Annotated in this window: 21 protein-coding genes; 8 read left to right on the plus strand and 13 right to left on the minus strand. The window is 36.8% G+C overall.

What is annotated here, in order from left to right; translation table 11 throughout:
• Nucleotides 1-93 precede the first annotated feature (93 nt).
• Complete coding sequence (locus DEU40_RS04180) at nt 94-2496, plus strand: alpha/beta hydrolase family protein (RefSeq protein ID WP_110008671.1); 2403 nt, start codon at nt 94-96, stop codon at nt 2494-2496.
• Nucleotides 2497-2618: 122 nt separating this feature from the next.
• Here DEU40_RS04180 and DEU40_RS04185 read toward each other — a convergent pair whose 3' ends face one another.
• The gene (locus tag DEU40_RS04185; RefSeq protein WP_110008672.1) at nt 2619-3314 is read right to left on the minus strand and encodes an HAD family hydrolase; all 696 of its coding nucleotides are present in this window, start codon (nt 3312-3314) and stop codon (nt 2619-2621) included.
• 76 nt (nt 3315-3390) lie between these two features.
• Between DEU40_RS04185 and DEU40_RS04190 the strand changes: the two genes are divergently transcribed.
• The gene (locus DEU40_RS04190; RefSeq protein WP_317047521.1) at nt 3391-3864 is read left to right on the plus strand and encodes a Crp/Fnr family transcriptional regulator; all 474 of its coding nucleotides are present in this window, start codon (nt 3391-3393) and stop codon (nt 3862-3864) included.
• 279 nt (nt 3865-4143) lie between these two features.
• Nucleotides 4144-4647 (plus strand): GNAT family N-acetyltransferase, encoded by a 504-nt coding sequence (locus tag DEU40_RS04195; RefSeq protein WP_110008673.1) that lies wholly within the window; start codon nt 4144-4146, stop codon nt 4645-4647.
• A gap of 159 nt (nt 4648-4806) precedes the next feature.
• On the opposite strand, the gene DEU40_RS04200 is transcribed toward DEU40_RS04195, so the two are convergent.
• The 9 genes from DEU40_RS04200 to DEU40_RS04240 form a co-directional block, all read right to left on the minus strand.
• On the minus strand, nt 4807-6168 hold the full coding sequence (locus DEU40_RS04200) for an MATE family efflux transporter (RefSeq protein WP_110008674.1): 1362 nt from the start codon (nt 6166-6168) through the stop codon (nt 4807-4809).
• Between the two features lie 98 nt (nt 6169-6266).
• Entirely contained in the window at nt 6267-7451 is a 1185-nt protein-coding gene (locus DEU40_RS04205; RefSeq protein WP_110008675.1) for a sigma-54-dependent transcriptional regulator, read from the minus strand.
• A gap of 56 nt (nt 7452-7507) precedes the next feature.
• Nucleotides 7508-8167, minus strand: a complete 660-nt coding sequence (locus DEU40_RS04210) for a YggS family pyridoxal phosphate-dependent enzyme (protein WP_110008676.1) — start codon at nt 8165-8167, stop codon at nt 7508-7510.
• A 64-nt stretch (nt 8168-8231) separates the two neighbouring features.
• A complete protein-coding gene (locus DEU40_RS04215) occupies nt 8232-9098 on the minus strand; it encodes a polysaccharide deacetylase family protein (protein ID WP_110008677.1) in 867 nt (288 codons plus the stop codon).
• 296 nt (nt 9099-9394) lie between these two features.
• Nucleotides 9395-10123: a DUF72 domain-containing protein gene (locus tag DEU40_RS04220; protein ID WP_110008678.1), complete on the minus strand. Its 729-nt coding sequence runs from the start codon at nt 10121-10123 to the stop codon at nt 9395-9397.
• Between the two features lie 4 nt (nt 10124-10127).
• The gene (locus DEU40_RS04225) at nt 10128-12998 is read right to left on the minus strand and encodes a heavy metal translocating P-type ATPase (protein WP_110008679.1); all 2871 of its coding nucleotides are present in this window, start codon (nt 12996-12998) and stop codon (nt 10128-10130) included.
• 214 nt (nt 12999-13212) lie between these two features.
• Nucleotides 13213-13773: a helix-turn-helix domain-containing protein gene (locus tag DEU40_RS04230; protein WP_110008680.1), complete on the minus strand. Its 561-nt coding sequence runs from the start codon at nt 13771-13773 to the stop codon at nt 13213-13215.
• Nucleotides 13770-14165, minus strand: a complete 396-nt coding sequence (locus DEU40_RS04235) for an acyl-CoA thioesterase (RefSeq protein ID WP_110008681.1) — start codon at nt 14163-14165, stop codon at nt 13770-13772. The genes DEU40_RS04230 and DEU40_RS04235 overlap by 4 nt, the downstream gene beginning before the upstream one ends.
• 97 nt (nt 14166-14262) lie before the next feature.
• A complete protein-coding gene (locus DEU40_RS04240; RefSeq protein WP_110008682.1) occupies nt 14263-14676 on the minus strand; it encodes a DUF6157 family protein in 414 nt (137 codons plus the stop codon).
• Nucleotides 14677-15022: 346 nt separating this feature from the next.
• On the opposite strand from DEU40_RS04240, the gene DEU40_RS04245 reads away from it, so the two are divergent.
• On the plus strand, nt 15023-15373 hold the full coding sequence (locus tag DEU40_RS04245) for an RNA recognition motif domain-containing protein (RefSeq protein ID WP_034696719.1): 351 nt from the start codon (nt 15023-15025) through the stop codon (nt 15371-15373).
• 86 nt (nt 15374-15459) lie between these two features.
• The gene (locus DEU40_RS04250; protein WP_110008683.1) at nt 15460-15696 is read left to right on the plus strand and encodes a hypothetical protein; all 237 of its coding nucleotides are present in this window, start codon (nt 15460-15462) and stop codon (nt 15694-15696) included.
• A 62-nt stretch (nt 15697-15758) separates the two neighbouring features.
• On the opposite strand, the gene DEU40_RS04255 is transcribed toward DEU40_RS04250, so the two are convergent.
• Genes DEU40_RS04255 through DEU40_RS04265 form a run of 3 tightly spaced genes read right to left on the minus strand, consistent with a single transcriptional unit; the run spans nt 15759 to nt 18676 of the window.
• On the minus strand, nt 15759-17543 hold the full coding sequence (locus tag DEU40_RS04255) for a DUF4153 domain-containing protein (protein ID WP_110008684.1): 1785 nt from the start codon (nt 17541-17543) through the stop codon (nt 15759-15761).
• A gap of 24 nt (nt 17544-17567) precedes the next feature.
• The gene (locus DEU40_RS04260; protein WP_110008685.1) at nt 17568-18065 is read right to left on the minus strand and encodes a BlaI/MecI/CopY family transcriptional regulator; all 498 of its coding nucleotides are present in this window, start codon (nt 18063-18065) and stop codon (nt 17568-17570) included.
• Between the two features lie 8 nt (nt 18066-18073).
• Nucleotides 18074-18676 carry a phosphatase PAP2 family protein gene (locus tag DEU40_RS04265; RefSeq protein ID WP_110008686.1) on the minus strand — a complete coding sequence of 201 codons (603 nt, stop codon included), beginning with the start codon at nt 18674-18676 and terminating at the stop codon, nt 18074-18076.
• A gap of 196 nt (nt 18677-18872) precedes the next feature.
• On the opposite strand from DEU40_RS04265, the gene DEU40_RS04270 reads away from it, so the two are divergent.
• The 3 genes from DEU40_RS04270 (at nt 18873) to DEU40_RS04280 (ending at nt 22297) form a co-directional block, all read left to right on the plus strand.
• Nucleotides 18873-19298, plus strand: a complete 426-nt coding sequence (locus DEU40_RS04270) for an NIPSNAP family protein (RefSeq protein ID WP_110008901.1) — start codon at nt 18873-18875, stop codon at nt 19296-19298.
• A 317-nt stretch (nt 19299-19615) separates the two neighbouring features.
• A complete protein-coding gene (gene pdhA / locus DEU40_RS04275; RefSeq protein WP_110008687.1) occupies nt 19616-20617 on the plus strand; it encodes a pyruvate dehydrogenase (acetyl-transferring) E1 component subunit alpha in 1002 nt (333 codons plus the stop codon).
• Nucleotides 20618-20701: 84 nt separating this feature from the next.
• Nucleotides 20702-22297 (plus strand): pyruvate dehydrogenase complex dihydrolipoamide acetyltransferase, encoded by a 1596-nt coding sequence (locus DEU40_RS04280; protein ID WP_110008688.1) that lies wholly within the window; start codon nt 20702-20704, stop codon nt 22295-22297.
• Nucleotides 22298-22327: the final 30 nt, after the last annotated feature.

The following is a 22327-nucleotide window of genomic DNA, read 5'->3' on the forward strand; positions in this document are numbered from 1 at the left end:
CCTTTTCTGTTTTTAATAATTGCGATGCGGTAAGAGTCTTTTTAATCTTAAAATTCTTTTAAAATTCACTACATTCGTAGAAAATGAATTTATATGAAGATAAAACTGACTATTTGCCTTCTGGCATTTCTCAATTTTTATGATGCACAGGAAAATATTACGTATCAAAAACCTTCTGCTGAGATTTTAAAACTGGCAGATTATGACAGACCTCCAGGTGTTCTGATGAACAGCAAAAAAGACTGGGTAGTTTTTACCTATCGTCCAACATATAAAACATTAGAAGATCTCAGCCAGAGTGAAATGAAGCTTGGTGGACTTAGAATCAACCCGGTTACGAATATTTCAAGCAGCATGACCTACTCAAATAATCTGAAGATCAGAAAGATCAATGATAAAAATGAGATTATGGTAAAAAATCTGCCTTCCAATCCAAAAATTGCCTATATTTCGTTTTCACCGGATGAAAAAAAACTGGCTTTTACCAATACAACCGCTAAAGGAGTAGAGCTTTGGGTAGTGGATATGGAAACTGCATCTGCTAAAAAAATTACAGCAGATAATCTAAATGCCAATTTGGGAATGCCTTATGTATGGTACAATGACTCTCAAAGCTTCCTGATCAGAACACTTCCGCAAAACAGAGCTGCTCTTATAGATGCCGCTAAAGATCTTCCTACAGGCCCTATTGTTTCAACAGCAGACGGTAAGGTTTCCCAGAACAGAACGTATCAGGATCTTTTGAAGAATCCTCAGGACGAAAAAAACTTTGAGACCCTTACAGCTTCCGAACTTTACAACGTAGATCTTACAGGAGATCTTAAGAAACTGAAAGAGCAGGATATGTATGCCGGTTTAAGTTTTTCTCCGGACGGAAATTATCTGATGGCTACCATGATCAAGAAACCATTTTCCTATATCGTTCCCCTTAATAGGTTCCCATCCACAACGGTTGTCTATGATATGAAAGGAAATATTGTGAAAACAGTAAATGATGTTCCGTTGAATGAAATCATGCCGAAAGGATTTTCTTCTGTAAGAACCGGAAAAAGAGATATGGCATGGAGAAGTGATGCTCCTGCTACGCTTACCTATGCTGAAGCTTTGGATGGAGGAGACCAGTCTAAAAAAGCAGATTACAGAGATGAAATATTTACCTGGGAAGCTCCGTTTAAAGCAGCTCCAAAATCCTTCTTTAAAACCAGACAGAGATATGAAGACGTAGTCTGGACCAATGATCATTATGCGATTGTTTCTGAAGGCTGGTATGACACACGAAATACAAAATCTTACCTGATAGATATTAACAACGGAGAATCCAAAGTTTTTGATGACAGAAATTATCAGGATGTATACAGCGATCCGGGAAGATTTAACACAACGAAAAACCAATACGGGAGATATGTAATCGATATGAAAGGTGGAAAAGCCTATCTGATCGGGGACGGATTTACCAAAGACGGCCAGCACCCATTTATTGACGAAATGGATGTTAAATCACTGAAAAAGAAAAGACTTTATACATCTAATATAAAAAACGGTAAAGAAGAAATCATTGATATCCTTAATGCTTCAAAGGGTGAAGTCCTTACAACTCAGCAATCACCAAGTCTTTATCCGAATTACTTCAGAAAGAATATTAAATCTAATAAAGCAGAAGCTGTAACCAATTTTGCCAATCCTTTTGAAAGTATCAAAGATGTTTACAAAGAAGTGATTACCTACAAGAGAAATGATGGTGTTACCTTAACAGGAACCCTTTATCTTCCTGCCAATTACGACAGAAAAGCAAAAAAAGAGAAGCTTCCGTTGCTAATCTGGGCTTATCCAACTGAATATAAAGATAAAAATACAGCAGGACAGAACACCCAAAACCCGAATGACTTTACATTCCCGTATTACGGATCTTTTGTGTATTGGACAACGAAAGGATATGCTGTTCTGGATGATGCCGCTTTCCCGATTATCGGTGAAGGAAAAACAGAGCCTAATGATACCTTCATTACGCAATTGGTAGCCAATGCTGCTGCTGCTATCGATGCAGTGGAGCATCTGGGATATATCGACAAAAAGAAAGTGGCTGTAGGAGGACATTCTTACGGTGCCTTCATGACTGCAAATCTTTTGACCCATTCTAATCTTTTTGCATGTGGAATTGCAAGAAGTGGTGCTTATAACAGGACATTAACACCATTCGGATTCCAGAGTGAACAAAGAAACTATTGGGATGTTCCGGAAATCTATAATACGATGTCTCCGTTCATGCATGCAGACAAAATGAAGACACCGCTTCTTCTGATTCACGGTGATGCAGATAATAACCCGGGAACATTTACATTGCAGACGGAAAGATACTTCCAGGCATTGAAAAATCTGGGTGCTCCGGTAAAAATGGTTCTTCTTCCAAAAGAAGCTCACGGATACCAGGCTAAAGAAAATATCTTACACCTTTTATGGGAACAGGATCAGTTCCTTGAAAAGTGTTTGAAGAAATAAATGACAAAAGAGACTGTTTGCTATAAACAGTCTCTATTTTTTACTTAAAATATAATGGGGAAGTAAAATTTCTTACAGCGAAGCTCTCTTTAAATCTTACCTGCTTAATCAATTTTAACGGTTTAAATGGTAAGGTGCTTCAGGATCTCGTCAATACTTGTAAGCTCCATAAAATTCGGATGCTCCAGAGTAACATCATGCTGTTCATGGCTCCATGTGACATGGTAAGGAATATGTGCTGCAAAACCTCCGATTTCCAGTACCGGTAAAATATCTGATTTGATGGAATTTCCAAGCATCAGAAAGTTTTCAGGCTGGCAATCCAGATGTTTCAGCAGTTTTTTATAGTCATTTTCTTTTTTGTCACTCATGATTTCAATGTGGTGAAAGTACTCCTGTAAACCGGAATTTTTCAATTTACGTTCCTGATCCAGCAGATCTCCTTTCGTAGCAACTACCAGCCTGTATTTTCCCTTTAAACTGTCAAGGGTTTCTGTAACACCATCCAGCAATTCAATAGGTTTCTGAAGAAGCTCCCGGCCTAGATGAATAGCTTTGTTAACCAATTCCAATGACGCTGTATTATTAGAAACTCTAGTGATGGTTTCAACCATACAAAGCATAAATCCTTTTACTCCATAACCGTACAAATGAAGATTCTGCATTTCTGTTTTAAACAATTCCTGTGATACCGAATGTTGTGGAAGATAATCTTCAAGAAGTACACAGAATTCTTTTTCTGCTTCCTGAAAATAAGGTTCGTTGATCCAAAGTGTATCATCCGCATCAAAAGCAATGGTTGTAATATGATTATTCATTTTTGTTTTGTAATTTTCTGTCCGCAAAATTCAGTATAAAAACTCAATAAGAAAAGGACATTTGTCCCGGGAGAATATGTTAAGGACGAATCAGACATTTTTAAACTATCTTGATGAACTGCACAAAAAGCAGAACAGGAGTGACGATATTATAGTAAAATCTTTTTCTGCGGGGGATAAAATACTGATACAGGATCATCAGCTTTCTCATGTCATGATGATTAAAGAAGGGATTGTCAAATGCTTTCTCGCCGAAGAAAACGGAAAAGAATATATTGTTGAGTTTCTGGGGAGCGGGGAAATCATCGGGGAAGTGGAATTGATTAAAAATATAAACTGTCTGTGCAGTATTGAGGCTCTCAATGAAGTGACAGTGTATGCAGTAAAGATTCCGTTTTTTAAAGCTTTGGTTAAAAATGACCTTACCCCTGAACCATCTTCTTTTAGAGTCTTTTGCAGAACGAATTATCAATACTTCCAGCAGAGCATCCTATCAGCAGTTATATACGGTAGAACATACTTTAAAACAATTGTTACAAATGCAGGCTAAGCAGAATATTCATATCTCCAAAGAAGATATGGCGGCTTATTTAGGAATTACAGTAAGAAGTTTAAATAGAATTTTAAAGATTTGAAATAATTTTCCTTGCTCCTTAAAAATATTCAAAGTTTAAATTTATTACGTCTTTGCGTGTTCCAAAAAAAATGATTGTATTTTTGGGGGTGTATTTGCTTTAATTATTAAAAATAAAATAAATTAACTGTGTTTTTACAGGGGTGTTTTTAAAATGTAGTATTTTTGCATTACAATAATTTGACTTCAATATTCATGGAAACATTAAAGTTCAGAAATGCTGAATTAGCAGATTTAAATAAAATCGTAGCCATCTACAACTCAACCATTGCTTCAAGAATGGTCACTGCAGACATGGAAGAAGTTTCTGTGGAAAGCAAGTTAAAATGGTTTGAAGAGCATAATCCCCAGACAAGGCCGCTTTGGGTAGTTGAAGATGACCAGAAGCAAACCGTTGGTTGGGTAAGTTTCAGTTCATTCCATGAAAGGGCTGCGTATAACGGTACGGTAGAAGTAAGTATTTATCTGGACGAAACCTCAAGAGGAAAAGGATACGGAAAAACCATCCTTCAGTATTGTATTGATAACGCCGGAAAATTTGGAGTAAAAAATCTTGTAGCCCTTATTTTCCTTCATAATGAACCAAGTTTAAAACTATTCAGGCACTTTGGATTTGAAGATTGGGGAAGCCTTCCTAATGTAGCCATTCTGGATGGTGTGGAAAGAAGTTTGAAGATTTTAGGAAAGAGGATAGATTAAATAGAACATGAAAATAAATACCTTGTGTCTATTTGTGAATGAATTTGTGCTATTGGTGTTTAGAAAATACACATAATGTGAAGAAAGGACATCAATCATGTTCTGCTGTAAAAAGAATAAAAAAAGCTGTCTCAGATATTGAAACAGCTTTTTTTGTTTTTATGAATTCTGCTTAATTCTTTTAGCAGACATATTCAGGAATCGTTTCACCAGGAAGACAGCAGAGACCGTTAATCCCAGTCCAAGTGCGATCCACATTCCGAATGCGCCCATTTCCAAAGTAACACAGAAGAAATATCCCAAAGGAATGGTAATCACCCAGTATGCAATAAAGGTATAAATAGAAGGAATTTTCACATCCTGCAAACCTCTGAGCATTCCTAATGCAGTCACCTGAATTCCATCAGAAAGCTGGAATAAAGCGGCGATGATCATTAATTTCGCAGCCAGTGTAATCACTTCCACTTCTTCTTTTTTGGTAAAGAAAGTCGGAAGTATGTTTCTGCCTAAAATAAATACCAGTCCACAGATACACATGAAAATAAAAGCAATTTTCAGATTGTTGATTCCTACTTTTCTCAATTCAACAAAGTTCTGTTCACCCAGTTTTCTGCCAATCATTACGGTAGATGCAACACTGAAACCGACACACAGGTTGAAGGTAAATGAAGCCATGCTTAAAGCGATCTGATGGGAAGCAATGTCATGAGCAGAGATCAATCCACAGATAAACGCAGCTCCGGCAAAAGCGGTTACTTCAAAGAACATCTGTAAGGCCGTAGGCAATCCCAGTTTTACCATTTTATCAAACATCTGCTTTGAAAAATTCTGAATTTTTAAAGAGAAATCTTTGATATAACGTCTTGTTCTTTTTTCTTTAAGCAATACAAAATAAAGGAAAACCACCATGAAAATTCTGGAAATCAAAGTTGCTAAAGCAGATCCCTTAACTCCCATTGGAGGAATTCCCCAAAGTCCTTTAATAAATACGTAGTTTAAGGCAATATTGATTATATTGGCAATAATGGTTGCTTTGGTAACTCCAATCGTATAAGAAAGTCCCTCAGAAACTTCACGAAGGGTCTGAAATGCCATGAAAGGAATCATACTCACTACCATTATGCTCAGAAAGCTTACCGTATCAGGAATGATCTTGGCAGGCTGTCCGGAATGATAGAGTAGCGGCATTCCCAACAATAAGATGACCATCAGGATAATCCCTACAGACATATTGATAATAAAACCGTGGCTGAACACAGAGTTGATCGTAGCATGATCCTCTCTGGAGTGTGCTTCTGAAACCAATGGCGGAATCGCAAATGAAAAGCCCAGAGCTAGTACAAATATGGAGAAAAATACAGCATTTCCCAATGAAACGGATGCCAGCGCATCGGCACCCAGCAATTTTCCGACAATAATATTATCGAATAAATTTACTGAAACCTGCCCCACCTGAGTAAGCATTACAGGCAGAGCCAAAGTCAGGCATTCTTTCGTATAATTTTTGTTTAAAAAGTTCATAATATTTTAAGATTCATATAGTTTATCATTCAAATAGGATCAAAAAAAATTTGCAGTGTAACACTGCAAATTTTTATAATATGGTCAATAATAGCTTATTATTTCCTTACAAAACTTGCAACGTCACCTTCGGAAACAGTGTTTCCACCAAGAATAATCAATCTCTCGACAACATTCCTTAATTCTCGGATATTTCCAGTCCACGAAAGCGCTTTTAAAGCATCAATAGCTTTATCATCAAACTTTTTCGCAGCAGTACCATGCTCATCAGCAATCATTCCTGAAAAGTGCTCAACCAATAATTTGATATCTTCTTTTCTTTCATCTAATGGCGGAACATAGATTTCAATAACAGAAAGTCTGTGATAAAGGTCTTCTCTGAATTTTCCTTCCTCAATTTCTTTCTGCATATTTTTATTGGTTGCCGCAATTACTCTTACGTCAACTTTAATTTCTTTATCACTTCCCACAGGAGAAACTTTGCTTTCCTGAAGTGCTCTCAATACCTTAGCCTGAGCAATAAGACTCATATCTCCAATCTCATCAAGGAAAATAGTACCGCCATTGGCCTGTTCAAATTTTCCCTGCTTATCTTTAATAGCACCTGTAAAAGATCCTTTTACATGTCCGAAAAGTTCAGACTCAATAAGTTCAGACGGAATCGCAGCACAGTTTACCTCTACCATGGGACCTCTTGCACGCTCACTTTGATTGTGGATCGCATGAGCTACCAACTCCTTTCCTGCACCGTTAGGCCCGGTGATCAGAACTCTGGCATCAGAAGCGGCAACCTTTTCAATCATATCCTGAATCTTTTGAAGAGCAGGAGAGGTACCGATCATCTGGTATTTTTTACTTACTTTTTTCTTTAAGGTTTTATTTTCTGTCTGAAGGTTTTTGTTTTCTTTCTTCAGGGTTTCTTTTACCAATGCATTTTTCACACTTGTAATAAGTCTGTTGATGTCAATGGGTTTGGAAATAAAATCATATGCACCCTCTTTCAGGCAGGAAACAGCAGAATCGATGTCTGCGTGGCCTGAGATCATGATAAAAGTAGTTTCCGGTTTTAAGGCAAGACTTTGTTTCAAAAGCTCGGTTCCTGAAAGCTTAGGCATCTTGATATCAGAAATCACCAATGCGAAATCTTCTTTTTCCACCTGTTTGTAACCTTCAAGGCCATCTTCGGCAATAACAAATTCATAATCGGTGAGTTCATCCGAAAGAATACTGTGAAGTACTCCCGAGATTGCTTTTTCGTCTTCTACTATAAGGATTTTTTGCATAGTTGCAAATTTAAATTTTTTGTTTCAATTATTAGCAAAAACTGTACCTAAATATTCTATTTGGAGTAGTCTCTTCTCCCGAAAATAGCAGATCCGACCCTCACAGAGTTGGCCCCGCACTCGATCGCTATCGGGAAATCATCACTCATTCCCATTGATAGGGTATTTAATGTTTTTGATTGATTTAATTCATCAAAAAGCTTCTTTAGGGTTAAAAACTCATTTCTAACCTGCTGTCCATCATCGGTGAATGTGGCCATTCCCATGAGGCCGGTAATTTCAACATGCGGAAATTTACCCTCAATGTATTGCTGGAAAAGATCTTTTGCTTCAAAAATTTCAAGCCCGAATTTGCTATCCTCAGCTGCAATTTTTACCTGCAGAAGGACTTTGATGATTCTGTTATTTTTTCCTGCTTCTTTATTGATTTCTGTTAATAATCTTTCAGAATCCACACTTTGTATGGTATCTATGAAAGGAGCAATGTACTTCACCTTGTTGGTCTGTAAGTGGCCAATCAGGTGCCATTGGATATCCTGAGGAAGAAGAGGTGCTTTTTCCATCAGTTCCTGAACCTTGTTTTCTCCAAAAACCTTCTGTCCGAGATCATAGACTTCCTGTACTGCAGAAACCGGATGGGTTTTAGAAACGGCAACCAGCTGCACAGTGGATGGCAGCTGGTTTTTTATAGTGTTGTAGTTCTCTTTAATACTCATAATACAAATGTCCGAAAATTCTCTGAATGTTCAAAGCTTAGTGATATCAGGTCTGCAGCGGTTATTAATTCAAAACCTCATTGATTTTAGGATATTGAGATATTTTTCTGAACACAAACTTGTTGCTCTTCTGCAGTTTCTCAATAAACATATCCAGTTCATTGATTGAGTCTGCATCTCTAAGATACTGGTCGTGGGTAAGGAATACAAGGTGTCTTGATGTCTTCTCAAGATCGTTTAAGAAGATACTGTCAACTTTCTTGATCATGGCTTCATGGCTTCCTTTTAAAGTCATTTTTTGTGAAGGTCTCCATTCAAGATCCCAACCGATTACTTTGTAGCCGGCTTTTTTAAGGCCGTCTGCAGCGGCTGTTGAGCTTTTAATATCTGTTACGTTAATATTGTTGAGTCTCCAGATATTTCTTCCTGGAGTTCTTGCTATTTTATCAGTAAGCTTCAGGCTGTCTTTGGCGATATCAAAATCATGAACTACAGCGTCAGCATTTTTATAAAAATCAGTGTATTTGTTATGGGCGTGCGTGAAACTGTGATTAGCCAGTTCTATAAGGGGATTTTGCTTCAAAAGCTGAAAATCATCTTTTTGTCTTTTACTTCCATAAGCATGTTTACCAACCAGAAAGGCAGTTGCGCAAACGTTTCTTTTGTCAAGGATTTTTAAAAGATTTTCTGTTCCCTGATTGGGGCCGTCATCGAAAGTAAGATAAATCACTCTTTTATCAGGGTCTACTTCTTCATCATTATTATCGGGGACTATTTCTGCGGAAGGATGTTCCTGTGAACTGACGACGGGGTCATTATTCACTTCGTTTTTGAAATTACAGCTGTTCAGTAATGCTGAAGTTGCACTCATCAATGCAACCATCCCAAGAAAAGTCATATTTTTTGACTTTCCCGCAAAAATTTTTCTCATAAAAATAATGGAATTTTAAATTGTTAAAAATCGTTAAAAATAACAGTTGAAAATTAACAAATTATATGCCAAGCTGTGCAGTGTTTTTTCTTTTTAAGTTTATTTTAAGAACTTTATTTTAAGGGAGGTTTCCATTACCTGACAAGTTGTAAATTTATGATTTTCTTTTCTTTAAAATTTAACATTTATAAATATGAAAACGATAGTATTTTTCTATGTTTGTTAAGATTTCAATATTCTTCAATTGACGGGGAATTATTTTATTTTAACAAAATCAAATCATTAGAGTCAGTTCATTATTTTAGAATGCTTTTTAAATACAGCGAATTTTTAATAGCTGCCGTTCCCCAGGTATTATTAAAGAAAATGAAAGAGGTTTGAGAGGTATTTTTAATCTTTTCAGCTAATGCATCTATGAAATCTTTACTATATTCTGATTTGTAAAGAACTGGTTTTCCATGAAGTCTGTAATAGAGTATTTCCGGATGATTAATAATAAAGTCTTCAGGAAGATGGCCTGGAAAACTTACGCCTGAGAAGACAATATCATGTTGTTTTAAAAGACCGAATATCTCTTTTTGCCACCATGAGCTGTGCCGGAATTCAATGACGTTCAGAAATCTGGAATCGATATTGTTGATAATCCGTTCTGTATTCTCTGCAGTATTTTTAAAGGAAGGAGGAAGCTGATACAGAAATCCGGAAAGTTTATCTTTCAGACTGTCCTGAATGTGCTCACAGAATACAGCAATCTCGTCCTTGGAATTTTCAAGCCGGTTTTGGTGCGTAATTACCTTTGGAATTTTAATGAAAAATCTGAATCCCTCGGGTGTTTCATCATGCCACTTCAACAGTGTTTTTGAGGTTGGCTTCCTGTAAAAAGTAGAATTGATTTCTACGGCATTGTACGTTTTTGAGTATAAAGAAAGAAAATCTTTACTTGGGGCATTTTCAGGATATAAAGACCCTTTCCAGTCATTATTATAAAATCCCGAACACCCTATGTAAAGATTTTCTTTTGTCATGTTATTATTTTATATCCAGATCCACGGAGTTTAATCTCAATGAATTCAGTATCACAGACAGGGAACTGAAGCTCATCGCAGCAGCTGCAATCATTGGTGATAAAAGAATTCCAAAGAATGGATACAATAATCCTGCCGCAACCGGAACGCCCAGCACATTATAGATGAATGCGAAGAACAGATTTTCCTTAATGTTTCTGAGAAGCTTTTCACTCAGTAATTTAGCTTTTGCAACACCTAGGATATCGCCTTTTAATAAAGTAATTTCAGCACTTTCAATCGCAACATCTGTTCCTGTACCCATAGCAATGCCCACATCAGACTGTGCAAGGGCAGGAGAGTCGTTGATTCCGTCTCCCGTCATCGCTACAATTTTGCCCTGCTGCTGTAGTTTTTTTACCTCATTCAGTTTGTCTTCAGGAAGACAGTTGGCTTTGAAATGTTTGATTCCTAACTCATCAGCAACAGCTTTGGCAGTGTGTTCGTTGTCTCCGGTCATCATGATGACGTCTATACCTTCACTCATCAGCTGTTTTACGGCTTTCTTAGAGCTTTCTTTGATTTTATCTGTAAAGCTTACGAATCCCAGCACCTGCTGTTCCTGTGCGATATAAGAAATTGTATGGGCTTTAGACTGAACCTCTACTGCTTTCTGTTTTAAGCTCTCCGGAATCATAATCTGATGCGAGGTCAATAGACTTTCATTTCCAAGATAAGCGGTCTTGCCATTGATATTTCCCTTGACTCCTTTTCCAGATATGTTTTCAAATTGATCTACTTTTTCAGCACTTACATTCTCTTCTTTTGCTCTTTTTATGATGGCATTGGAAAGCGGGTGTTCAGAATTCTGGTTCAGAGAAAAAGCCAGTTTTAAAATTTGATTTTCATCTCCGTTTACCGTTTCAATATGTTCTACGGAGGGTTTCCCTTCTGTTAAAGTTCCTGTCTTATCAGTAATCAAAACATTTACTTTATTCATCTGTTCCAGAGCTTCTGCATTTTTGATAAGGATTCCGTTTTTAGCACCTTTCCCGATTCCAACCATTAAAGACATTGGAGTTGCCAGTCCAAGGGCACAGGGACAAGCCACAATAAGAACTGCAACAGCATTCACAAAAGCAAATAAGGTTCTTTTCCCTTCCGGACCGAAAAACTGCCACAGAATAAAAGTAAGCACAGCAATAAGAATGACTACAGGGACAAATACTTTAGAAACTTTATCGGTAAGCTTCTGGATAGGAGCTTTGCTGCGGCTGGCTTCATTCACCATTTTAATGATCTGGGAAAGCAGTGTTTCATCACCTACTTTTTCTGCCTTCATAATGAATACCTGGTTACCGTTGATGGTTCCGGAAGATACTTTATCGTCTACACTTTTTTCAACAGGAACGGGTTCTCCGGTAATCATGCTTTCATCTACAATAGAATTTCCCTCAATGATTTTTCCGTCTACGGGAATTTTTTCACCCGGTTTTACTTTTAATAAATCTCCTATTTTTACCTGGGAAAGCAGTACTTTTTTTTCTTCACCGTTTATCAAAAGATTGGCTTCATCAGGTGAAAGGTTCATTAATTCTTTAATGGCATTTCCCGTTTTTTTATGAGCTGCTGCTTCCATCAGCTGACCTAAAATAACAAGGGTTAAAATCACACAGACAGCCTCAAAGTACAATGGGATTTCATGATTGTGTCCACGAATTTCATGTGGAATAATATCCGGGAAGAATAAGGCCACAATACTGAAAATAAATGCTGCGGCTACTCCAAGAGCAATAAGACTGAACATATTGAGATTCCATGTTTTGAAAGAAACCCAGCCTCTTTTCAACAGAAACCATCCTGAATAAAACATGACCGGAAGCGTTAAAGCAAGCTCAATAAATCCCTGAACCTGATGAGAAAAAGGAAAATTGATCAACATTCCTCCCATCGAAAGAATGAAAACCGGAATCGTAAATATCAGTGAGGTAATGAATTTTCTCTTTAATATGGTATAGGTTTCATCTTCCTCGTTATCACCGCTGTCTGGCATTCTTACGAGATCCACTCCACAGATCGGGCAGTCTCCGGGTTCGTCACGGATGATTTCCGGATGCATAGGACAGGTGTATTTTGCAGTTTTCTTTTCAGGATATTTTACAAGGTCCATTCCACAAACGGGACATCCTACATTGGAATCGTAGGTTTTGTCGCCTTCACAATACATCGGACAGTAATATCTGCCGGCCATTTCATCAGTCACTTTTGGTGCTTCGTGATGATGGCTGTGATGGTGATCGTGATGATTGTGGGCAGTATGCGAATGAGCGTGATGCTGATGAGAGCTTACATTTTGTACAAGTTCTTCAGTGATAGGCTCCAAATCCATATGACAAACAGGGCAGCTGCCTTTCTCATCGTATACTTTATCCCCTTCGCAGAACATCGGACAATAATGCTTCCCGATATTATCTTTAAAGTTTTCAGGAAGGTTGGTTGATGAATAGGTTGGTTTATGATTAGGATCCTTAGCCAGCTTTTCTTCAATAGGAACCAGATACATTTTGCAGACAGGACATCTTTCGCCCTGCTTGAAATAAACTTTATCGCCTTCACATTCCATTGGACAATAGTATACCGAAGACGGAGATACACGGTTCTGAGGTTTTACAAAGGCTGTATCTGGAGTATTGGGATCTTCGAGTCTGTATTTTCCTATTTCTGCCAAAGCATCATTTAAAACTGAAAGTTTCACTCCATGATCAGAAGTGATGGTGGCGGTATGGGTTTCCAGATTTACATCGGCTTTAACACCATCAACACTGTTTAGTTGGTTGGATATCTTTTTCTGGCAGCCGGAACAGGTCATTCCGAGTATTTTATACTGTTGTTCCATGATTCTTAAATTTATACTACAAATTTCCAAAATGGAAAACTAAGGTTGTTATAAATTTAAGGATAATAGTTATAAAATTAGGTGGAGTGGGTGAGTTTGAGAGTATAAGAGTAAGAGGGCTTGAGAGTTGTAGAGTTGTAGGATTTGAGCGTTTGAGAGTTTGTAAGTATGATAGGGATACTTAATTCCTTCACTCCTCAAACACTCAAACGTATTAAAGATTGTCAAGCGCCTTGCGATGGTGTTCCTTAAGTTTTTTGAACTCTGTGGGAGTAAATCCGGTTATATTGCGGAATTGGGAAGAAAGATACTGAACACTTTTGTAGCCTAGTTTTCCTGCAATTTCGGTAAGATTGAATTCATTGTACAAAAGAAGTTCTTTTACTTTTTCAATTTTCTGAAGAATGAAGAACTGCTCTAATGTGATATTTTCGTTTTGCGAAAATGTTTTTGAAAGGGCGCTGTAATCCTTGTGAAATTTTGAACTTAAAAATTCTGAAAGCAGAAAGTCTTCCGGGATATCAAGGTCGCTTATTTTCACAATAATCAGGTTTTTGATTTTTTCTACGGTCTGATGTGCAGAATCCATGATCCTTTTAAAACCTGTCTCAAGCAATTCCTTTTCTATCATCTGGATTTTTTCAGGTGAAATTTCATTCTCTGTTTCTACTTCACCTAATAAGATATTGCTTATCCTTACATCTGCATTACGGAAAATATTTTCTACCGCCGCAATACATCTGTTGCAGACCATATTCTTTATGAATATTTTCATAAGCTTTTGTTTAACCTGTCTTTTACGAATTCAATCTGGGTCTTGCCATGAGGAGCAGGATTACCTTCCGCATTAAGGTTGACCATAACAATTCTTTCTACAGTAATAATCGTCTGATGAGTCATTTTGTTTCTTACATCACATCTCAAAGTAATAGAAGAAGAACCGAAATGAGTAGCTTCAATTCCTATTTCTATAATATCTCCCTGTTTGGCGGAGCTCACGAAGTTGATTTCAGAGATAAATTTGGTTACTACTTTTGTGTTTTCCAATTGGATAATAGCATACAATGCCGCTTCTTCGTCAATCCATTGAAGAAGTCTTCCTCCGAAAAGTGAATGGTTGGGGTTTAAATCTTCGGGCTTCACCCATTTTCTGGTATGGTAGTTCATATCTTTTAATAATTTGAAGTACAAATTTAGTGTTAAAAGCTGATCTTTTCAAAAGAATAGTATTCATTGAACTGAAAAGAATCATTCATTTTCTCAATCATTTTCTTTTGGAACGCATGGCTTTTGTTTTTGCTACAGAACGGTCATTTAGCAATATCTGATATTCTTCACTCTCCACAGGAATCAGGGCAACTTTTCCTTCGGAATTGTGATGAAATCCGAATCCGTATTTTTTTGCAAGAGGAGAGCACCGGAGGCAGGGCTGGCCTTTGGAAAAGAATTTTTCTCTTTCACTTTGTTTTTCGCTTTCTGATAGATCATTTTTAATTGCATAACATTCAAAAATAAGATCATCGGACGAGTATTGATAAGGCTGTTTTATCAGCTTCTCATATTGAAGGTTGGCGAGTGTCTTTGTTTTCTTTTCCGGAGGAATCTGTGCCTGGGAAACCGGACGGTCTTCAGCAATTTCAATAAGAGTATCTGTGTAATTGGTGATATGCTGTTTCATATGTTGATGATTTGATGTTTTTTCGAATTTAAAATGAAAATAAGTGCGTCAATATAAATGCGGGATTAAGTTGGATAAAGGTTGTTTTTTACGTCAAATGTTAAATAAATTAACTAAATGATAATACAGTATTTAATTGTTTGATTTTCAGTTATTTAAATTGTTTTTATATCCTTTTTGATCGCTTGTACTCAACATAATGTGAGAAATATGTAAAAAAAGCTTTGATTTGAAATTTTTAATTGTATCTTGCATACGTTTATATTTGGAATCAATATTTGTTCATTAATTTATGTTGTTTTTCTTTTATATACCAAATTTTTATTAATTTTTTAATTTATTTAAAATGAACATTTTTGTTTCAAACATCAATTACGCAACTAAAGAGTATGAGTTGCACGATCTATTCGCAGAATTTGGAGATGTATCATCAGCTAAAATCGTTACAGACAGAGAAACTGGTCGTTCCAGAGGTTTCGGTTTCGTAGAGATGGGTGATGAAGAAGGAAAGCAAGCTATTGAAGCTCTTAACCAAAAAGAATTCAACGGAAAAACTCTAAACGTATCTGAAGCTAAACCAAGAGAAGAAAAACCAAGAAGAAGCTTCGATAACAACAGAGGTGGAGGTTATGGTAACAACAACAATAGAGGCGGAGGCTATGGTAACAACCGTGGCGGAGGCGGAAATCGTTGGTAAAAATATAAAGCGGCTTTTAAGCCGCTTTTTTTATGGAAATTTTATTTCCAGTAAATCATTTAATTATAATTTTGGGGTGAAATGTTGTGGTATTTTATAACAAATCCGGTGTTCCTGTATGGGAAGCAAAGACAACCAGCAGAGGAGTAAGAGCAATTTTCAAGGAAGATGGTAATCTGGTAGTGTATACCCGTGGAAATGGCGTTGCCTTCAGTTCAAATACAGGTGGTAAAGGAGCAAACAAGTTGTCCGTTCAGGATGACGGAAATCTTGTGATCTACGGAAGAAACTCTCCGCTTTGGAGTTCCGGAACGAACAGATAAATTATACAACTCAGATAAATAAAAGAGACTATCCAGAAGGTAGTCTCTTTTTTATTGGAACGTTATTTTAATTTTATAAGAATGTAAACGTTTTCGTAATAAATATCGGCAGTGTCATTTTCAGAGTATTTTTCCTTTGTGATCTCATTGAAAATAAGTTTAACGTGATACTTGCCTAAGTCAGATTCCATCGCAATTTCAGAAAGTTTTACGTTTCCTGTTTTGTTTTTATTTTCCTCAAATAGTTTAATAATCTGTGGTCCGAAATCTACTTCTTCCTGATCATTTAAACTGAGTTTCAATGAGGATTTTTCTGTCAGTTGGTCCGTAAGCTCAAACTGATCATTATTCAGTTGTTGTGGATCTCTGCTATACCGATGGAAAGAAATTAAATATTGATAATTCCCGATTCCTACAGCCTTTTCTTCACGAACAAGAACGAGTCTGTTCATTTCGTACGCCCTGTTTTTTACAGTGACATTCACATCTGAAAACTTATTCTGAATGCTGTAATTGATACTGTAAAAGGAACCTTTTTCAATATTTTCTGACAATTCAGCCTGATCTTTTTCATTCAGTAAACCCGATAGGAATGCCCCTTGTTTTCTTTCAGCCAGAAATTCAAATTTATTGGCAATTTCAGTACGGATTGTATCTGTAACCTTTTTCTGGAAATTAATCTTGCCGGCACTGATCAGCTGATGTTGGTTTAAGATATTCATTAATTCCGTTTTCTGACTTCTTTTAGCTACGCTAAAAGCATTAAGGTAAGGGAAAATCAATGCAAAAACGCCAAATAAAAATAAGCTGACAGGGATGAATTTTATAGAGGCTTTCTTGTTAAAAATAAAATATACTACAATGCTTAACAGCCATAAAGCAAGCAGGAGAACAAAGTATCTTGGTTCTGTATAACCATATTCTAAAATTCTGGTAAAAATTGCAGTGAAAAGCAGAATAATCAAAGGCAGGATTGTATAATAGAATGCTTTTGAGAATATCCTGACCCAGGATTTTGCGTTTTCCTGCTTCAGAGGATGTACCAGAAGCAATGCAAGAATACCCACAATGCTGTACGCTAAAACAAGATAAGAAACCCAGCCTCTCGGAAGCTGCCAGTTGATGACTATTTTAACAGAATAGAAATAAAGGATCGTTACATAGATCAGGAGTAAAGGAATTAAAATAAACTGAGTGAAAAACTTCAGAACAACAGGATAGGTACCATCTTTTTCAAGGTTGTTTAAGCCTTTATCATTAAATAAAAGGAATATAAAACTGCTCCCGAAAATAGCGAGAACAAAGAAAGTATCTCTGTAAATTCTGTCATGAAAGTTAAAATCAAAAAGTCTATCAATGGCCAGAATTGCCAATTCAACGCCACCAGTCAAAACTCCGGTAAATACGGCAGTAAGAAAGATATTGATAAAAAGATTTTTGTTGTACTGCCAGAACCTGAGCTCTCTGTCTCTCTCCAGAAACGGAATAAATGATACGAGTAAATGGGAGAGAAGAGCGGTAACAGCGATAAGATAAGCATGCACTTCTGTAAAACTTTCCTTTCTGTCAGGGAGAATACAGTAAAAACCGATGAGAAAGATAACGCCGGATACGTGCAGTAATAATTCTTTTCCGATCCTTTGTGACAGCATTTTTAATGCAAACATCAGGGAAATTCCCAAACAGGCACAAATGATAAATTTGATATAAGAAGTGATTTCAAAGCGATCTGTTTCCGCGATACATATGGCACCGGCAGAAGCTAATAAAGCCATTACCAAAACCATCGGATATCGGAAAATGGCTTCATTGGCCCGGCTTAGAGTTTCCTGGAATTTTGTTTTCATGATTTGGTGTTTTTTGAATTTAAATTAATCTTTTTTCTTTTTCTTCTTTTTGTCCTTGTCCTTGTCTTTCTCTTTTTCCTTTCCTTTGGTTTTCTTTTCTTTTTTGGGATTCAGGATTTCTTCAGCTACTTCGAACTTAGGTTCTTCAATTTTTGCCGGCTTTATTTCGATTTTAAGATCGAAATAGCCTTTCATATCTTCCTGGGAAATTAATTTTTCACTTAATAAAAGCTCCAGAATTTCTTTCCCTGAATGATTAAAAAAGTTATGTGAAAGCTCTTTTAACAGGAATTTTTTATACTCTTCTAAAGGAACAAGCACGCTGTATTTGAAGATTCTCCCTTCTTTTACAGTGGACAGATAGCCTTTTTCAACTAATATTTTCAAATAAGTGGAAACCGTATTCTGGTGTGGTTTCGGTTCCGGATGCTGCTCCATAACGTCCTTCAGATAGAAAGATTCCATTTTCCAAAACAGCTTCATAAAGTTTTCTTCTGCGGCAGTAAGATGATTTATTTTCATAGAGTATTCTAATGTTGAAATTGAATATTGCAATAAAGATAGATAAAAGATACCAGAAAAGCTATTCCAGCCCCCATAAATACTTCTTTTACGGTATGTCTTTTTAAAATGATACGGGTAATTCCGACCAAAACAGCAATTCCCAGCCACACCAGACCCATTTTCCAGTCGAGTGAGAAAAATAATGCTGCTACAAATACATTGAATGCTGTATGCATCGAGCTTTTGATAAAAAGATTACTGATCTGCAGGGCGAAAAGAAGTACCAGAATAAACAACATGACAAGATCAATATATCCGTTTCTGATATAATTAAAAAGAAGATAAACAATGACACAAACTGCAATAAATATATACAGGCTTTTCCTTTGAACACGATTGGAGACATCCATATTGGTATATCTTCCCGTTTTCACATTCCATACCAGCCATACAACAACCGGAATAATGATCATTAATAATACAGGCAGAAAATACAGCATAGAATCCTTAAGAGAATATTCCCTGATGCTCATGTAGGTAAAGAAAATGATCAGAGAGACCAAAGGATTAAAAAAATCAGAAATGACTTTTGAAATTTTATGTAATAATGAAGACTGTTTTTCTTCCATAATCAAGTTTAAAGGTCAAATATACCATTATAACATCAAAAAACAAGGGGAAGAAGCCGGTGGAAGTTGATGGATAAATTGAGAAAATAATTCATTATTAATAGGTTTTGATGTACTAACTTTTTTTTACTTTTTAGATTAATATTAAATTTTGCAGGAAATGTTTTATTTTTAATTGATCAGTTTAATCATTATCATGAAACACCTATTCACATTCGTATTGGTTATCTTAGGATTTTTTACTTTCGGCCAAAAGGTTTCCACGGAAAATATTTCTTCGCCGCCTGTACATCAATTAAGAATTTATGAAATTCCTAAAGAGAACAAGCAGGTTTTTCTGGACCGCTTCAGAGATCATGCTTTGAGAATAATGAAAAAATATGGGTTTACCATTGTGTCTATCTGGGAATCGGAATTTAAAGATAAAACAGAATTTGTTTATCTGCTTGAATGGAAAGATGAAGCCACTATGAAAACGGCCTGGGAAGGATTTTTGGCAGATCAGGAATGGAAGGAAATTAAAGCAAGAACAGCCAGCCAATATGGCAATTTTGTTAATGAAATTGAAGACAGAACGCTCAAACTTACCGGTTTTTCTCCGAAAAAAAAGCTATTGAAATAACCAAAAGATATATTAACGATAATTAAAGGGGAAGGAAATGGAGAGTGAAGCATAATCATTTTCCTGTATTTTTATATTAATCGTAATTTCGGAAAAGCCACATTAACAGGCTGATTGCTTAGCTGTCATGATAAGAAAATGATTAATAAAAGGTTGCTTTATGAGAGTTTCAAAGGCTCGAAAATTAAGAATAATCCGTCCGGCCTGCAAGTAGATTTTACAGAAAAATCGAAAAGTTATCTATGTATAGAATAAAAACAAAGTTTTTTTCATAATTTTGCTCAACTATTTCATCATAAAAAAGCAAGAGCTAACACATGAAAGAATTTTCTAAAGAGGTATACCTGAAGTGGTATGAAGATATGACAATGTGGAGAAGGTTTGAAGACAAATGCCGTTCTCTTTACCTAAAACAAAAGATCAGAGGATTTTTACATTTGTATAACGGTCAGGAAGCTATCCCTGCCGGGTTTACACATGCAATGGATCTGACAAAGGACAGTATGATTACTGCTTACAGATGTCACATTCATCCAATGGCGATGGGCGTGGATCCTAAAAGAATCATGGCAGAACTTTGTGGTAAAGCTACAGGGACATCCGGAGGTATGGGTGGATCTATGCACATTTTCAGTAAAGAACACCGTTTTTACGGAGGACATGGTATCGTTGGAGGACAAATTCCTTTAGGTGCAGGTATTGCTTTTGCTGATAAATATTTCGACAGAAAAGCTGTAAACATCTGTTTCTTTGGAGATGGTGCTGCAAGACAAGGTTCTTTACATGAAACTTTCAATATGGCAATGAACTGGAAACTTCCGGTAGTATTTGTTGTGGAAAACAACCAATATGCAATGGGAACTTCTGTAAAAAGAACTGCCAACCACGAAGATATCTATAAATTAGGATTAGGTTACGAAATGCCTTGCCTTGCTGTAGATGCAATGGATCCTGAGAAAGTAGCAGAAGCTGCTTACGAAGCTATTGAAAGAGCAAGAAGAGGAGACGGACCTACATTTATTGAAGCAAGAACTTACCGTTACAGAGGACACTCAATGTCTGATGCTGAGCCATACAGATCTAAAGAAGAAGTAGCTCTTCATAAAAATGATGACCCGATCGAATTGATAAAACATAGAATCTTAGAAAACGGATGGGCTACAGAAACAGAATTGGAAGCTATCGATAACAAGTCCAGAGACTTTGTTGAAGAGTGTATCGAATTTATGGAAAACTCTCCGTATCCTGATGCAGAAAAAATCTATGAGTATGTATATGCTCAGGAAGACTATCCATTCCTAGACAAATTAGAAAACTAAAAAATAAAAATTAATTTGAAATTTGAAGTTTGAAATTTCTGAAATCTCAAATCTCAAATCTCGAATCTCAAATCAATATAGATTATGGCAGAAGTAATTACGATGCCCCGCCTGTCCGACACAATGACGGAAGGTAAGGTGGCCAAATGGCATAAAAAAGTAGGAGATAAAGTAAAAGAAGGAGATATTTTAGCTGAAATTGAAACTGATAAAGCAGTTCAGGATTTCGAATCTGAAATAGAAGGGACTCTTTTATACGTAGGTGTAGAAGAAGGATCTGCTGCTGCTGTAGACTCTGTTTTAGCTATTATCGGGAATGAAGGAGAAGATATTTCAGGATTGACAGGTGGGGCTGCTGCTCCCGCTGCTGCAACTGAAGAAAAAAAATCAGAAGAACAGCCTAAAGCAGAAACTGCTGCGTCTGCTGCTGCAGAAGTTCCGGCAGGAGTTGAAATTATTACAATGCCGAGACTTTCTGATACAATGACAGAAGGTAAGGTGGCTAAATGGCACAAAAATGTAGGTGATACAGTAAAAGAAGGAGATCTTCTTGCTGAGATCGAAACAGATAAAGCGGTACAGGATTTCGAATCTGAATTCAATGGAGTACTATTGAAGCAAGGTGTAGAAGAAGGAGGTGCTGCTCCGGTTGATTCCGTATTAGCAATCATTGGCCCTGCAGGAACAGATGTTTCCGCTGTAGGAGCTCCAAAAGCTGCGGGTCAGTCAACTGAAAAACCAGCTGAACAAAAAACAGAAGCTAAACCAGAAGAAAAAGCTGCTCCGGCTGCCAATTCTTCATCTTCTGACAGAGTGGCAATTTCTCCACTGGCTAAGAAAATGGCTCAGGATAAAGGAGTTGATATCAGTAGTGTTCAGGGATCTGGTGAAAACGGAAGAATCGTTAAAAAAGATATTGAAAACTATCAGCCAGCTGCAAAACCAGCTGCCTCAGCTCCTGCAGCAAGCGCTGCTCCTGTTGCAGTAAGCTTTGTACAGGGTGAAGATACAGAAACTCCAAACTCTCAGGTAAGAAATATTATTGCAAAACGTCTTTCTGAAAGTAAATTCACTGCCCCTCACTACTATCTGATGGTTGAGATCAATATGGATAAGGCAATTGAGGCCAGAAAAGAAATCAATTCTTTACCGGATACCAAGATCTCTTTCAATGATATGATCATTAAAGCCACTGCAATTGCTTTAAGAAAACACCCTCAGGTAAATTCAAGCTGGGCCGGTGATAAGATCATCCACAGAGGAAATATCAATATTGGTGTAGCAGTAGCTATTCCGGACGGATTGGTAGTTCCTGTATTGAAAAATACAGATCAGATGACGTATACCCAGATTTCCGCAGCTGTGAAAGATATGGCATCAAGAGCTAAGAGTAAAGGTCTTAAGGCTAACGAAATGGAAGGATCTACATTCTCTATTTCCAACTTAGGAATGTTCGGAATTGAAACGTTTACAAGTATCATCAATCAGCCAAACTCTGCTATCCTTTCAGTAGGAGCAATTATCGAGAAGCCTATCGTTAAAGATGGTCAGATCGTAGTTGGAAACACTATGAAACTTTCATTAGCTTGTGACCACAGAGTGGTAGACGGTGCTACGGGTGCTCAGTTCTTACAAACTTTAAGAACCTATTTAGAAAGTCCATTAACATTGTTACTGTAATTTTCTGAATTGAAAATATTGAAACCTCCC

The sequence above is a fragment of the Chryseobacterium sp. AG844 genome (assembly GCF_003182335.1).
GTDB lineage: Bacteria > Bacteroidota > Bacteroidia > Flavobacteriales > Weeksellaceae > Chryseobacterium > Chryseobacterium cupriresistens.

What these genes read in the sequence shown, in the direction of transcription:
- DEU40_RS04180 (WP_110008671.1), top strand. Translation starts at nt 94, where the DNA reads ATGAAGATAAAACTGACTATTTGCCTTCTGGCATTTCTCAATTTTTAT.
- DEU40_RS04185 (WP_110008672.1), bottom strand. Translation starts at nt 3,314, where the DNA reads ATGAATAATCATATTACAACCATTGCTTTTGATGCGGATGATACACTT.
- DEU40_RS04190 (WP_317047521.1), top strand. Translation starts at nt 3,391, where the DNA reads ATGTTAAGGACGAATCAGACATTTTTAAACTATCTTGATGAACTGCAC.
- DEU40_RS04195 (WP_110008673.1), top strand. Translation starts at nt 4,144, where the DNA reads ATGGAAACATTAAAGTTCAGAAATGCTGAATTAGCAGATTTAAATAAA.
- DEU40_RS04200 (WP_110008674.1), bottom strand. Translation starts at nt 6,168, where the DNA reads ATGAACTTTTTAAACAAAAATTATACGAAAGAATGCCTGACTTTGGCT.
- DEU40_RS04205 (WP_110008675.1), bottom strand. Translation starts at nt 7,451, where the DNA reads ATGCAAAAAATCCTTATAGTAGAAGACGAAAAAGCAATCTCGGGAGTA.
- DEU40_RS04210 (WP_110008676.1), bottom strand. Translation starts at nt 8,167, where the DNA reads ATGAGTATTAAAGAGAACTACAACACTATAAAAAACCAGCTGCCATCC.
- DEU40_RS04215 (WP_110008677.1), bottom strand. Translation starts at nt 9,098, where the DNA reads ATGAGAAAAATTTTTGCGGGAAAGTCAAAAAATATGACTTTTCTTGGG.
- DEU40_RS04220 (WP_110008678.1), bottom strand. Translation starts at nt 10,123, where the DNA reads ATGACAAAAGAAAATCTTTACATAGGGTGTTCGGGATTTTATAATAAT.
- DEU40_RS04225 (WP_110008679.1), bottom strand. Translation starts at nt 12,998, where the DNA reads ATGGAACAACAGTATAAAATACTCGGAATGACCTGTTCCGGCTGCCAG.
- DEU40_RS04230 (WP_110008680.1), bottom strand. Translation starts at nt 13,773, where the DNA reads ATGAAAATATTCATAAAGAATATGGTCTGCAACAGATGTATTGCGGCG.
- DEU40_RS04235 (WP_110008681.1), bottom strand. Translation starts at nt 14,165, where the DNA reads ATGAACTACCATACCAGAAAATGGGTGAAGCCCGAAGATTTAAACCCC.
- DEU40_RS04240 (WP_110008682.1), bottom strand. Translation starts at nt 14,676, where the DNA reads ATGAAACAGCATATCACCAATTACACAGATACTCTTATTGAAATTGCT.
- DEU40_RS04245 (WP_034696719.1), top strand. Translation starts at nt 15,023, where the DNA reads ATGAACATTTTTGTTTCAAACATCAATTACGCAACTAAAGAGTATGAG.
- DEU40_RS04255 (WP_110008684.1), bottom strand. Translation starts at nt 17,543, where the DNA reads ATGAAAACAAAATTCCAGGAAACTCTAAGCCGGGCCAATGAAGCCATT.
- DEU40_RS04260 (WP_110008685.1), bottom strand. Translation starts at nt 18,065, where the DNA reads ATGAAAATAAATCATCTTACTGCCGCAGAAGAAAACTTTATGAAGCTG.
- DEU40_RS04265 (WP_110008686.1), bottom strand. Translation starts at nt 18,676, where the DNA reads ATGGAAGAAAAACAGTCTTCATTATTACATAAAATTTCAAAAGTCATT.
- DEU40_RS04270 (WP_110008901.1), top strand. Translation starts at nt 18,873, where the DNA reads ATGAAACACCTATTCACATTCGTATTGGTTATCTTAGGATTTTTTACT.
- pdhA (WP_110008687.1), top strand. Translation starts at nt 19,616, where the DNA reads ATGAAAGAATTTTCTAAAGAGGTATACCTGAAGTGGTATGAAGATATG.
- DEU40_RS04280 (WP_110008688.1), top strand. Translation starts at nt 20,702, where the DNA reads ATGGCAGAAGTAATTACGATGCCCCGCCTGTCCGACACAATGACGGAA.